This window comes from Stappia sp. P2PMeth1 (assembly GCF_900185735.1).
In the GTDB taxonomy this organism is placed as follows: Bacteria; Pseudomonadota; Alphaproteobacteria; order Rhizobiales; family Stappiaceae; genus Stappia.
Genome location: NZ_FYAW01000022.1, coordinates 40752 through 53813, shown reverse-complemented (window position 1 = coordinate 53813; position 13062 = coordinate 40752). Strand labels below are relative to the sequence as shown.

Genomic DNA, 13062 nt, shown 5'->3' with positions numbered 1-13062 from the left:
CTGCGCCGCCAGCCGGCCCTGCCCGAGGAGATCACCCTGGAGATCGACGGGCGGATGCAGCGCATCGCGCTGCGCGCCAATCCGCGGGCGCAGCGCTACATCCTGCGCGTGCCGGCCGATGGCGGCCCGCCGGTGCTGACCGTGCCGAGGGGCGGCAGCCTTGCCACCGCGCGCGACTTCGCGCAGCGCCAGCGCGGCTGGCTGGCCGGGCGGCTGGGCGAGCGGCCCGAGGCGGTGCCCTTCGTCGAAGGCGGGGTGATCCCGCTGCGCGGGGCGGCGCACAGGATCGTTGCAGCGGGGGGCTTGCGCGGGCTGGTGCGGCGCGAGACGCAGGCGGAAACGCAGGCCGAGGCCGGCGCGATCGGCCACCTGCTGGTGCCCGGCGCTGCCGAGCACATTGCCCGCAAGCTCACCGACTGGCTGAAGCGCGAGGCGCGGCGGGACCTCGAGACCGCGGTGGCGCGCCACGCGGCGGCGCTCGGACGCCGCCCCTCCGGCCTTACCCTGCGCGACACCCGCAGCCGCTGGGGCTCCTGCACGGCGGACGGGCGGCTCTCCTTCTCTTGGCGGCTTGTGCTTGCGCCGCCTTCGATCCTCGATTACGTCGCTGCCCATGAGGTCGCTCATCTTGCCGAGATGAACCACGGCCCGCGCTTCTGGGCCCATTGCCGCCGCCTGGCCCCGCATACGGAAGAGGCGCGCGACTGGCTGAAGCGCGAGGGCGGCCGCCTGCATCTCTACGGCTGAGGCGGCCCGCAAGACCCGCCGCAGCCGCCTCCCACACGGCGCCCGCCCGCCCGCGCGGCCGGCGCCCCCGCACGAAGGCCGATCGCATGCTCAAGCCGGACACCTGGGCGCTCACCATCCTGCTCGCCAGCCTGACGGCGCTCGGCCCGATCTCCACCGACATGTATCTGCCGGCGCTGCCCTCGATCCTGCGCGATCTCGAGGCGACCCATGCCTCGGTGCAACTGACCCTGTCGGTGTTTCTCGTCGGCTTCGCCGTCGGCCAGGTGGTCTACGGCCCGCTCGCCGACCGGATCGGCCGCAAGCCGGGACTGATCGCCGGCCTTGCGATCTATGCGGTGGCGAGCCTTGCCTGCACGCTGGCGCCGAGCGTCGAGGTGCTGATCGTCGCGCGCTTCTGCCAGGCCTTCGGCGCCGCCGGGCCGGTGGTGCTGGCGCGCGCGGTGGTGCGCGACCTCTACGAGGGGCCGCGCGCCGGCCAGGAACTCGCCCGCATGGGCTCGATCATGGGCCTTGCCCCGGCGATCGCGCCGTTCTTCGGCGGGCTGATCGCGGCGGCCGGCGGCTGGCGCCTCGTCTTCCTGGTGTCGGTCGCCTTCGCCGCCCTGGTGATCGCCAGCGTCTGGCGCGGCCTGCCCGAGACGATCCGGGCGCGCGAGACCGCGCCCTTTTCCGTCCGCGCCGTGCTGTCGGGCTTTGCCGGCCTGCTGCGCCACCGCGCCTATGTCGCCTATCTGGCGGTGGTGACGCTGACCTATAGCGGCCTCTTCGCCTTCATTTCCGGCTCGTCCTTCGTGCTGCAGGACATTTTCGGACTGACCCCGCAGCTCTACGGCATCGCCTTCGGCGCCTGCGCCGGCGCCTATGTGGTCGGCACGCTGATCGGCCAGCGGCTGGCGCCGAAAAAGGGCGCGGAGGTGACGATCCTCACCGGCTGCGTGCTGCTGGCGCTGGGCGGGGCGGCGATGATCGCCGCGGTTCTCGCCGCGCCCTCGGCCGCCTCCGTCATCGCGCCGATGATGCTCTATATGGTGGGGGTGGGCCTTGCCCTGCCGCAGGCGCAGGCGGCGGCGCTGATGCCCTTCCCGGACCGGGCCGGCAGCGCCTCCTCGCTGATGGGCATCTGCCAGATGAGCATCGCCGCGCTGGTCGGCATCGGCGTCGGCGCCACCCATGGCGCCACCGCCCTGCCGCTGGCGCTGATTGTCGCCGTCAACGGCTTCGGCGCGGTGCTGGCGCTGCTGGCGAGCCGCCGGGTGCGCTCCGCCACCTGAGGCGGGAGCCTGGTCAGCCGGCGAAGGTCAGCCGGGGAAGGTCAGCCGCCAAAGATCCGGTTGATGAGGTCGAGCGGGCCGCCGCCGCCCTCGCCGTCCTGCATCGGCGGCAGCCGCCGCGCCGGATCGCCCTCGGCCGGGATGTCGCGCATCGGCATGTCGAGCGGCGTGGTGGCGGGTTCGGCGACCCGCACCGGCCGGTCGGAGACGCCCGGCAGGCTGGCGACCGGCAGGCCCTGGTGGCCGGCCTGCATCACGTCCTTCCAGATCTTGGCCGGCAGCGAGCCGCCGGTGGCGCGTTTGGTCGGCGAATTGTCGTCATTGCCGAGCCAGACGGCGGTGGTCAGCGTGCCGGTATAGCCGATGAACCAGCCGTCGCGGAAATCCTGGCTGGTGCCGGTCTTGCCGCCGGCCGGCCGGCCCTCCAGATGGGCGATCTTGCCGGTGCCGGTCATCAGGGTCTGCGCCATCATCATGTTCATGTCGGCGAGCGTCGCATGGTCGACGACCCGGCCGGGACCGTCGCCGGCGCGGGCATAGAGCACCTTGCCGTCGACCGTGCGGATCGAGCGGATGACATGCGGCACCACCGCGTAGCCGCCATTGGAGAAGGGCGTGTAGGCGGCGGCGATCTCCAGCGGCGTCACTTCCGAGGTGCCGAGCGAGATCGACAGGTTGGAGGCGAGCGGCGAGGAAATGCCGAGTTTGCGGGCGGCGCGGATGATGGCGCGCGGGCCGACTTCCTCGGCGAGGCGCGCGGCGACGGTGTTGAGCGACAGCGACAGCGCCTCGGTGAGCGTCACCGGGCCGCGATAGGTCTTGGTGTAGTTCTGCGGCGCCCATTTGCCGATCCTGACCGGCTCGTCGACGCGCACGGTCGCCGGCGTCAGCCCGCGCTCCAGCGCGGCGAGATAGACAAAGGGCTTGAAGGCGGAGCCGGGCTGGCGCCTGGCATTGACCGCCCGGTTGAACTGGCTCTGGGAATAGTCGCGGCCGCCGACCAGCGCCTTGACCGCGCCCGATCCGTCCAGCGTGACGATGGCGCCCTGGCCGACGCCGAGCTTGGCGCCCTCCTCCGACAGCGCCCGGCGCAGGGAATCCTCGGCGATGATCTGCAGGCCGAGATCGATCGTCGTGTCGACGATGATGTCGGTCTCGATGGCGCCGACATAGCCGGGCAGCCGCTCCATCACCCAGTCGGCGACATAGTTCTCGCTGGCCGAGGTGTGGTGGGTGACGACGCGCATCGGCGCGGCAAGGGCATCGCGCGCCTCCGCGTCGCTGAGATAGCCTTCCTCGGCCATCGCCGCCAGCACGGTGGCGGCGCGGTCCTGGGCAAGGTCCGGATTGCGGGTCGGGGCATAGCGCGAGGGCGCCTTGAGCAGGCCGGCCAGCGTTGCCGCCTCGGAGACGCTGATGAGCCGCGCCGACTTGCCGAAATAGCGCCGGGCGGCGGCATCGACGCCATAGGCGCCGGCGCCGAAATAGACCCGGTTGAGATACATCTCCAGGATCTCGTCCTTGGAGTAGTTGGTCTCCAGCCACAGCGCCAGCACCGCTTCCTGCACCTTGCGCCGCAGGGTGCGGTCGGGCTCCAGGAACAGGTTCTTGGCAAGCTGCTGGGTCAGCGTCGAGCCGCCCTGCGCCAGCCGGCCGGAGGTGAGGTTGGTCACCACCGCCCGGCCGAGGCCGAGCGGGTCGAGGCCGAAATGCGAATAGAAGCGCCGGTCCTCGATGGCGATCACCGCCTGCGGCAGATAGGGCGGCAACTGCTCCAGCCGCACCGCCTCGCCGCCGGTGTCGCCGCGATTGGCCATCAACGTGCCGTCGGAGGCGACGATGCGCACATTGGGCGGGCGCTGCGGCACCTTCCATTCGGAGGTCGGCGGCAGATAGGCGGCGTAATAGATGAGGACGCCGATGCCGGCGATGCCGGCCCAGATGCACAGGACGAAGCTCCAGTAGAGGCCGCGCCGCAAGAACCGGGTCAGGCCGCCGCGCTGGCGCTTGGCGCGCGACTTGCCGCGTCCGCCGCCCTTGACCGCGCCAAGGTCGAGGCCGCCGCCGTCGCCGCCGCTGGCGGCGGGCTTGCGGGCCGGACGCCCCCGCGGGGGCGGCGAGGCGGGCACGCGGCCGCCGGCGGCCGGCCGGTCGGCTCCGGTCAGGCGCATGTCGAGCGTCGCGCCGCCACGCTCCATCTTCGGCTCGACGCGGGTGGTGCGCCGGCCTCCGGTTGACGATCCCCGAGCCATCGATTCGGCCTGTTCCCTCCAGTGCGCGCGGATCTCGCCGCGCCGGCCAGACCCGCGCGGGTCAGATGCGCGCGCGTCCAAGCTTCGCCTTGGAGCCTAAATGCGGCGATTTAAGGGGGTGTTAAGCCTGGTCGCCGGCGGCGCCGGATGCACCGCGCGGCTTTACAGCCCGGCCCGCCGCGCGCTACGCCTTGACCGGCTCGGGACGACGAGGCAGGCGGCGCCGCGCCGCCGCAACTCCGCGAAAGGTGCAAGCATGGCAAAGGGATACTGGGTGGCACGGGTCGATGTGAGCGATCCGGACGCCTACAGGAAATATATCGAGGCGAATGCCGAGGCGTTCCGTGCCTATGGCGGCCGCTTCATCGTGCGCGGCGGCCGCTTCGAGTGCAAGGAAGGCACGGCGCGCCAGCGCAACGTGGTGATCGAGTTCGACAGCTACGAACAGGCGCTCGCCTGCTACGAGAGCGCCGGCTATGCCTATGCCAAGTCGCTGCGCGCCGCCCATGCGGTGTCGGACCTGGTGATCATCGAGGGCTATGACGGCCCGCAGCCGTAACCGCCGGCCCCCGGAACGGAGGGGCCGGAGGGAGGGCCGGAGCTGAGGGGCGGAACGGGGGGCGCAGCGGCTACTGGCCGGCGTAACGGCCGGCATCCGCCCCGTAATGGTTGACATAGCGGCTGTTCAGCGCCTCCACCGGCATGACGATGAGCACGTCGGTGGTGCCGAACTGGTGGTCGACCACGGCGCCCTCGCCGATATAGGCGCCGAGCCGCAGATAGCCCTTGATCAGGGGCGGCAGCTCGCGCAGCGCCTGGCGCTCGTTGACCTCGGCCTTGGGCATCCGGTTCATCTCGACATAGCGCGCGTCGAGGGCGCGCACCCGCCAGGGCTCCGGCGCCCGCGCATTGTGGTGCAGGAAGGCGAGCTGCGAGGCCATCCGGTCCGGATCGGTGCCCTCGATCGAGGCGCAGCCGACCATCACGTCGATGCGGTGCATCAGCACATAGGCCCAGATGCCGTGCCACAGCAGCTCCACCGTGCGCTTGGTGCGATAGGGCTTGAGCACGCAGGAGCGGCCGAGCTCCAGGAACTGCAGGCGCGGATGGGCGTCGACCAGCGACTGGATGTCGAACTCGGCCGAGGTGTAGAAGCCGCCATGGCGCTCGGCGACGTCCTGGCGCAGCAGCCGGTAGGTGCCGACGATGCGCGGCACCTTGCGGCCGAGCTTGTTGCGCTCGAACGCCTCGTGGTCGAGCACCAGGAGGTGGTCGCAGATGTCGTCATAGGCGTCGACGTCGCGCTTGTTCGCTTCGGTCGCGGCATCGGCGATCGCCGACATTTCCTCGTAGAAGACGTGATAGCGAAGCTGCTGGGCCTTGCGGATCTCCTTGGCGCTGCGCGCCAGGCGCACCTCCAGCGAGCCGATCCGGCCGAGGCTGGGAACGTCGCGGCTTGCCGGTGCGGCCTTGATGCCGGGCAGCCAGCCGGACGAGGCCATCGCCGGCACGAACTTGCGCATCAGGCCGCGCGGCGACAGCGGCGAAAGAACAACGTTTCTCGTCATGGCCCCGAAGCCTTCCCTGCTTGCCTCCCGCAGACGCCGCCAGATATCTCTGCCGGTCCGAATGCCTGGTCCGGTCAGGGTCTTGTCGTTGGTGCCGGCCGTCGCGCATACGGCAGGGAGACAGCCGGCAAAGCATGCCGGCATCAGCCTGGTGCGAGTCGGCCGCGCATGGCGGACGGTCGTTTGCGTTGACCGTGCCGTAGACCATACTTTCCCAACACTTGCGTGACAATCGGCGAAGTTTTCAGTCGGCGCCCGGAAGCGGGGTCTCGGGGAGGCGGCGGACAATGCGCCGGCGAAGCAGATCCGGGTCGAGCGGCTTCGACAGGACCGCATCGGCACCGGCGGCAAGGGCCGCCTGTTCGGCGTCCGGAGTGACGTCGGCGGTGACCACATAGACCGGCGCGCGCGGCCAGCCGCCGGCCTGCTCCATCTGGCGGAAGCGGCGGATCGCCGCGATCCCGTCGATGCCCGGCATGTGCAGGTCCATCAACAGCATGTCGCAGGACCCGTCGGCGGCGGCGGCAAGGGCGGCGGCGCCGTCGGCGACCACCACCGGCTCGTGGCCGAGCTTGCGCAGCAAGGCCTCGCTGAGCATGCGGTTGATGTCGTTGTCGTCGGCAACGAGGACCCGCAAGGGCCGGGCGCTGTGGGGGCCGTCCCGCTCCGCCGCCTCGGCCTCGGTCAGGGCGCGCGGCTCCGGCCGGTCCCAGGGCGACATGCCGGAACCGGGGCCGGAACCGGGGCCGGAACTGAGGCCGGAACCGAGGCCGGTGTCGCGGCCGAGCAGCGTCGCGCACAACTCGCGCAGCGAGGCGGCGCGTACCGGGCGAATCAGATAGCCGCCGAAGCCGGCCTCGCGCAGGCGCGGCAGCCGGTCGCGCTCGCTCGGCGCCAGCAGCACGCCGGCGGGGGCGGCCAGCCCGGCGGCGCGGGCGCTGGCGAGCCAGGCGCCGGCATCGGCCACCGCGAGCGGGTCGAGCAGCACGAGGTCGGCGGTGAGCAGGGCGTCGTCGTCCTCCTCGTTGCCGGGGGCGAGCAGCACGGCCGCGGCGCCCTGCGCGGCGAGCGAGCGGGCGATCAGCGGCATCTCGATGCGGCTGGTCGAGACCAGCGCGATGCGGGCGCCGGCGAGCGCCTGCGGGGCCGGCTCCGCCTGCCGCGCGGAGGCCGCGATCTCCAGCGGCAACTCGACGCGGAAGGTCGCGCCCTCGCCCGGCGCCGAGCGGGCGGTGACATCGCCGCCCATCAGCCGCGCCAGCCGGCGCGAGATGGCAAGGCCGAGGCCGGCGCCGTCGAAGCGGCGGGCCGGGCCGTGGTCGACCTGCTCGAACTCCTCGAACAGCCGCTCGGCCTCCTGCGGCGCGAAGCCGATGCCGGTGTCGCGCACGGTGATCGCAAAGCGGCGCGGCGCCGCGCCGGCTTGCTCCGCCACCGGCTCGATCGACACCTCGACGCCGCCTTGCTCGGTGAATTTCAGCCCGTTGCCGGCCAGGTTGAACAGGATCTGGCGCAGCCGCGTCGGATCGGCGACGAGCCGGGCCGGCATCTCCGGCGAAATGTAGCAGCCGATCTCCAGCCCCTTCGACTGGGCGCGCGGCGACAGGAGTTCGACGACGCTTTCGGCGAGCGGGGCAAGCGCGATCTCCTCGGGCGCAAGGTCCAGCCGGCCGGCCTCGATGCGCGAGAGGTCGAGCACCTCGTTGATCAGGAGCAGCAGGATCTCGCCGGAGGCGCGCACCGCCTCGACATAGCTCGCCTGCTCGGCGGTGAGCCTTGTGTCGGCGAGCAGGCCGGTCATGCCGAGAATGCCGTTGAGCGGCGTGCGGATCTCGTGGCTGACGGTGGCAAGGAAGCGGCTCTTGGAAGCGTTGGCGGTCTCCGCCTGGGTGCAGGCGGCAAGCAGGGCGTCCTCGATGCGGCGCCGGTCGGTGACGTCGCGCAGGATCGTCTGGATCAGGGGCTCGCCGCTGCGCCCGTCGCGCACCGGCACGTCGCGGCGGGCGAACCAGCGCGGACCGGTCGCGGTCTCGATCCGGATGTCGCGGCTGGCCTCGGCCTCGCCGCCCTGCTCCGTCTCCGCCGGCAGGGTCGGCGCCCAGCCCTCGGGCAGCAGCCGTTCGGCCGCGTCGTTGGCATAGACGATCTCGCCGCCGGCGCGCCAGCGGGTGACCACGTCGCCGAGCGTGTCGAGCACGTCGCGCAGCCGGCCGTCGCTCTCCTTCAGCCGCCAGATCTCGTCGCGCAGCCGTTCGGTCTCGGCCGTGAGCAGGCCGCGCTCGGCGTCGAGCGCGGCAAGGCGGGCGTTTGCCTGCGCCATGGCGCGGCGATGGGCGCCGCGCTCGCCCTGCAGCACGCCGGCAAGGCCGATGGCAAGGCCGGCGACCGCCAGCGCGCTGCCGGCGGCGACAAGGCGCAGATGCTCGGGAACCAGCCAGACGGCCAGGGCGGCGCCGGCCAGGAAGCTGGCGGCGGCGACGCTAAGCGTCAGCAGCGAGGGGCCGGACGACGCGGAGGCGGTCGCCGCATGGGTGTCGGGGCGGGTGTCGGGGCGGGTCTCGGGGCGCAGCGACGCCTCGCCCGCGCGGGCCTGGGCGCGCTCGGGCGCCGGGACCGCGCTGTCGCGGTGCTCCGTTCCGTCCTGGCGTTTCGGGGCGGCCACCTGCTCTCCTCGTCACTCGGCTGGCTCGCGCAGGGCGCACGAACCCGCCCAGTGTCGGCCGGAGAGATTGAGAAACCGTTGCGGCAAAAGGCTTTGCGCCAGCGGGTCCTGACCCTAGGCAGCCGCCGTCAGGTCGTCGAGGATGCCGGCCGCCAGCTCGAAGGACCGGACCCGGGCGGCATGGTCGTGGATCATCCCGGTGACGATCAGCTCGTCGGGCCGGTAGCGCTCGAGGATCGCAGCCAGCCCCCGCCGGACGGTGTCGGGCGATCCGGTGGCCGAGACGCTGAGCGCCTGGTCGACCTGCGCCAGCAGATGGGGTGGGATCTCGGCGGTCACGTCCTCGACCGGGGCGGGCAGCTTGCCCGGACGTCCGGAGCGAAGCCTTGCGAAGGACAGCACCTGCGAGGAGCGCAGATAGCGGGCTTCCGTATCCGTGTCGGCGACGAAGACGCCGGCGGCGACCATCACGCGGGGTTCGGCGAGCTGGTCGGAGGGGCGGAAGGTGCTGCGATAGACGGCGAGCGCCTCCTCCAGCATGGCGGGGGCGAAATGCGAGGCGAAGGCGTAAGGCAGGCCGAAGGCGGCGGCAAGCTGGGCGCCGTAAAGGCTCGATCCGAGGATCCAGACCGGCACATGGGTGCCCTCGCCGGGAATGGCGCGCACCGGCCCGCCCTCAGACGGGTCGCCGAGATAGGCGATGAGGTCGACGACATCCTGCGGGAAATTGTCCTCGCCCGCCATGTGCCGGCGCAGGGCGCGGGCCGTTGCCATGTCGGTGCCGGGCGCACGGCCGAGGCCAAGATCGATGCGGCCGGGAAACAGCGTTGCCAGCGTGCCGAACTGCTCGGCGATGACCAGCGGCGAATGGTTGGGCAGCATGATGCCGCCCGCCCCGACGCGGATGGTCTTCGTCGCCGCCGCCACCTGGCCGATGACGACGGCGGTCGCCGCGCTGGCGATGCCCGGCATGTTGTGGTGCTCGGCAAGCCAGTAGCGGTGATAGCCCACAGCTTCCGCCTTGCGGGCGAGGTCGATGGTGTTGGCAAGCGCGTCGGCCGCCGTCCTGCCTTCCGGCACGGGGGCCAGATCGAGAAGGGAATAATGTTTCATGAGGATCTCCGTTGGAGCCTCACTTAGGACGCGGGAGCCCGGCAGCCAAGGGTGGAACGCTTGCTCAGGCGGCGCGCCGCTCCAGCGCGGCGCCCCGGTAGCTCAGCGCCTCGGCGAGATGCAGCCGCGAGACAGCCTCCGAGCCGTCGAGATCGGCCAGCGTTCGCGCCACCTTCAGCACCCGGTGATAGCCGCGCGCGGAGAGATGCAGCGCGTCGGCCGCCGATTGCAGCAGGTCGAGGCCGGCGGCATCGGGGGCGGCGACCTGTTCGATCAGTCGCGCGCCGGCCGCCGCATTGGTGCGGGCGGCAACGCCGAGCGCGGCGAAGCGTTCGCTCTGGCGCCGGCGGGCCCGCGCCACCCGCTCGGCGACGGTGGCGGAGCTTTCGCCCTGTGCCGGGCGCAACAGGTCGGAGGCGGCAACCGCCGGCACCTCGATCCGAAGGTCGAGCCGGTCGAGCAGCGGGCCGGACAGGCGCGACTGGTATTCGGAGGCGCAGCGCTCGCCGCGCCGGCAGACATGGCCCGGCTCGCCGGCATGGCCGCAGCGGCAGGGGTTCATCGCCGCGATGAGCTGGACGCGCGAGGGGTAGCTGGTGCGGTGGTTGGCGCGCACGATCACCGTCTCGCCGCTTTCCAGCGGCTGGCGCAGTCCGTCGAGCACCTGCGGCTGGAACTCGGGCAGTTCATCAAGGAACAGCACGCCGTTATGGGCGAGCGACACTTCGCCCGGCCGGGCGCGGATGCCGCCGCCGACCAGCGCTGCCATCGAGGCGGAGTGATGCGGCGCGCGGAACGGCCGCCGCTCGCTGAGCTTGCCGTCGGCAAGCTCGCCGGCGATCGAGGCGATCATCGAGACTTCCAGCAGCTCGCGCGGGCTGAGCGGCGGCAAGATCGACGGCAGGCGCATCGCCAGCATCGACTTGCCGGCGCCCGGCGGGCCGATCATCAACAGGTTGTGGCCGCCGGCGGCGGCGATCTCCAGCGCCCGCTTGGCGCTTTCCTGGCCGCGCACCTCGGCAAGGTCGGGGAGGACGGACGGGTTGGCGCTGAGCTTCGGCTGCGGCCGGGAGAGGATCTGCGTGCCCTTGAAATGGTTGGCGAGCTGGATCAGCGAGACGGGGGCGAGGATCTCCATCTCCGGATCGGCCCAGGCCGCTTCCGCGCCGCAAGCCGCGGGGCAGATCAGCCCGCGGGCCAGCGTGTTGGCGCCGATCGCCGCCGGCAGCACTCCGGCGACGGGCGAGATCGTGCCGTCCAGCGCCAGCTCGCCGAGCACCACATAGCGCTCCAGCTCGGCCGCCGGCAGCGCCCCCATCGCCGCCATCAGGGCGAGCGCGATGGGCAGGTCGAAATGCGAGCCTTCCTTGGGGAGGTCGGCCGGCGCGAGATTGACCGTGACGCGCTTGGCCGGCAGCGACAGGCCGGAGGCGATCAGCGCCGAGCGCACCCGCTCGCGGCTCTCGCCCACCGCCTTGTCCGGCAGGCCGACAATGGTGAAGGCGACCTGGCCGGGGCCGATCTGCACCTGCACGTCGACAGGTTTCGCCTCGATGCCCTGGAACGCGACCGTGGTGACCCGCGAGACCATTGATTGACCGCCCCCCTCGCCCCGCCGCAATGGCTTGCGCGAAACCGCTGCAACCGCAATGGACTGCAACCTAGCGCAACCGCAGGTCGGTCACAACCACGGCGAGGAGAGGGAGGGAGAGGGGCGGGGCGCGAGGAGAGGGGCGGAGCGCTTACGCGCCGGCCCGCTTGGCCTCGACCACGTCCCAGACACGGGCGGCGATGTCGGGTCCGCCGAGGCGGGCGACGGCGCGGATGCCGGTCGGGGCGGTGACGTTGATCTCCGTCAGGTAGCCGCCGATGACGTCGATGCCGACGAGGATCAGGCCCTTGTCGCGCAAGGCCGGGCCAAGCCTTGCGCAGATCTCGCGCTCGCGCGGGGTGAGGTCGGCCTCCCGCGCCGCGCCGCCGCGCACCATGTTGGAGCGCAGGTCCCCCTCCTGCGGCACCCGGTTGACCGCCCCGGCGAACTCGCCGTCGACGAGAAGGATGCGCTTGTCGCCCTTGGAGACCTCCGGCAGGAAGCGCTGGATCACCCAGGGCTCGCGGAAGGTGACGGCGAAGAAATCGTAGAGCGAGCCGTAGTTGAGATCGTCCGAGGTGATGCGGAACACCGCCGCCCCGCCATGGCCGAACAGCGGCTTCATGACGATGTCGCCATGCTCGGCGCGGAAGGCGTCGATGGCGGCGCGGTCGCGGGTGATCAGGGTCTCCGGCATCAGGTCGGGGAACTCGGTGACGAAGAGCTTTTCCGGCGCGTTGCGCACCGAGGCCGGGTCGTTCACCACCAGGGTCTTGGGGTGGATCTTCTCCAGCATGTGGGTCGCCGCGACATAGGCCATGTCGAAGGGCGGGTCCTGGCGCATCAGGATCACGTCCATCTCGGCAAGGTCGGTCAGTTTCCGCTCGCCGAGGGTGAAGTGGTTGCCCGGCTCGTCGCGCACGGTGACCGGCTCCAGCGCGGCGGTGACCGTGTCGCCGGTCATCGCCAGCCGGTCCGGCGTGTAGTGGAAGAGCGCGTGGCCGCGCGCCTGCGCCTCCAGCATCATCGCGAAGGCGCTGTCGCCGGCGATGTTGATCGAGGAAATGTGGTCCATCTGGACCGCGACCTTCAGCCGGGGGGAGGCCTGGCCGGCGGTCGAAGGGGTGGAAGAGGTCATCGGAAGGTCTCCGGGGAAGGTCTCCGGCGCCGGATCGGCGCGCTGAACGACGGACGGGAAGGCGGGGCGGACGCCCCGCGGTTGGGGACAGGATATGCGGCCCGCGCCGGGCTTTGTCCAGAGCGGCCCGGCCGCTCACGCTTCCGCGACGGTGAAGGCGTCGGCGACATGCACCGGCAGCGCCCAGGGGCAGACCAGCACCGCGTCGAAGCGCAGCGTCATAAGGCTGAGATCCTCGCGCCCGGCGCACCAGGTCCGGGCAGCGGCGGCGATCCGGCGCCGGGTCGCCGGGGTGATCGCGGCAAGCGCCGCGTCCCGGTCGGCGCGCGCCTTGACCTCGATGAAGGCAATGGTGTCGCCGCGCCGGGCAATGATGTCGATCTCGCCGCTGCCGGCGCGAAAGCGCCGGGCGAGGATCCGCCAGCCCTTCGCCCGCAGATAGAGCGCGGCGAGCGTTTCGGCCCTCAGCCCCAGCCGGTAGGCGCCGCGCCGCCGGCGGCGGGTGCGGCCCGGACCTTGCGCGCCGCCCGCACTCATGCGGAGGGCTGGAACATGGCGGCGAGGATCACCGCCAGCACGGTGACGAGAAAGCCGCCGACGGCGAGCTTCCAGGCATCGCGGCGGTGCTTCAGCCCCGGCCAGCCGAGCGGCTTGATCACCTGGATCGCGGCGACGGCGGCGAAGAACACCATGATGATCTTGGTCATGCGCGGCGCT

The 13062-nt window shown here is 72.0% G+C and carries 11 protein-coding genes; 3 read left to right on the top strand and 8 right to left on the bottom strand.

Annotated elements, in window-relative coordinates:
* Positions 1–54 precede the first annotated feature (54 nt).
* Entirely contained in the window at positions 55–747 is a 693-nt protein-coding gene (locus tag P2PM1_RS15850) for a M48 family metallopeptidase (protein ID WP_186400054.1), read from the top strand.
* An 86-nt stretch (positions 748–833) separates the two neighbouring features.
* Positions 834–2021: a multidrug effflux MFS transporter gene (locus tag P2PM1_RS15845; protein ID WP_186399724.1), complete on the top strand. Its 1188-nt coding sequence runs from the start codon at positions 834–836 to the stop codon at positions 2019–2021.
* Positions 2022–2062: 41 nt separating this feature from the next.
* On the opposite strand, the gene P2PM1_RS15840 is transcribed toward P2PM1_RS15845, so the two are convergent.
* Positions 2063–4273, bottom strand: a complete 2211-nt coding sequence (locus P2PM1_RS15840; protein ID WP_244301540.1) for a transglycosylase domain-containing protein — start codon at positions 4271–4273, stop codon at positions 2063–2065.
* Positions 4274–4529: 256 nt separating this feature from the next.
* Here P2PM1_RS15840 and P2PM1_RS15835 point away from each other — a divergent pair, with 256 nt between their 5' ends.
* The gene (locus tag P2PM1_RS15835; protein WP_186397436.1) at positions 4530–4832 is read left to right on the top strand and encodes a DUF1330 domain-containing protein; all 303 of its coding nucleotides are present in this window, start codon (positions 4530–4532) and stop codon (positions 4830–4832) included.
* Positions 4833–4902: 70 nt separating this feature from the next.
* Here P2PM1_RS15835 and P2PM1_RS15830 read toward each other — a convergent pair whose 3' ends face one another.
* The 7 genes from P2PM1_RS15830 to P2PM1_RS15800 form a co-directional block, all read right to left on the bottom strand.
* Positions 4903–5775, bottom strand: coding sequence for a GNAT family N-acetyltransferase (locus tag P2PM1_RS15830; protein WP_244293037.1), 873 nt, complete (start codon positions 5773–5775; stop codon positions 4903–4905).
* A 310-nt stretch (positions 5776–6085) separates the two neighbouring features.
* Positions 6086–8503: an ATP-binding protein gene (locus P2PM1_RS15825; RefSeq protein ID WP_186399723.1), complete on the bottom strand. Its 2418-nt coding sequence runs from the start codon at positions 8501–8503 to the stop codon at positions 6086–6088.
* A gap of 114 nt (positions 8504–8617) precedes the next feature.
* A complete protein-coding gene (locus tag P2PM1_RS15820; RefSeq protein WP_186399722.1) occupies positions 8618–9616 on the bottom strand; it encodes an LLM class flavin-dependent oxidoreductase in 999 nt (332 codons plus the stop codon).
* Between the two features lie 64 nt (positions 9617–9680).
* A complete protein-coding gene (locus tag P2PM1_RS15815; RefSeq protein WP_186399721.1) occupies positions 9681–11207 on the bottom strand; it encodes a YifB family Mg chelatase-like AAA ATPase in 1527 nt (508 codons plus the stop codon).
* A gap of 151 nt (positions 11208–11358) precedes the next feature.
* Positions 11359–12345, bottom strand: coding sequence for a glutathione synthase (gshB, locus tag P2PM1_RS15810; RefSeq protein WP_186399720.1), 987 nt, complete (start codon positions 12343–12345; stop codon positions 11359–11361).
* 135 nt (positions 12346–12480) lie between these two features.
* Positions 12481–12882, bottom strand: a complete 402-nt coding sequence (locus tag P2PM1_RS15805; RefSeq protein ID WP_186399719.1) for a YraN family protein — start codon at positions 12880–12882, stop codon at positions 12481–12483.
* Positions 12879–13052: a hypothetical protein gene (locus P2PM1_RS15800; RefSeq protein WP_186390190.1), complete on the bottom strand. Its 174-nt coding sequence runs from the start codon at positions 13050–13052 to the stop codon at positions 12879–12881. Before P2PM1_RS15800 ends, P2PM1_RS15805 begins: the two co-directional genes overlap by 4 nt.
* Positions 13053–13062: the final 10 nt, after the last annotated feature.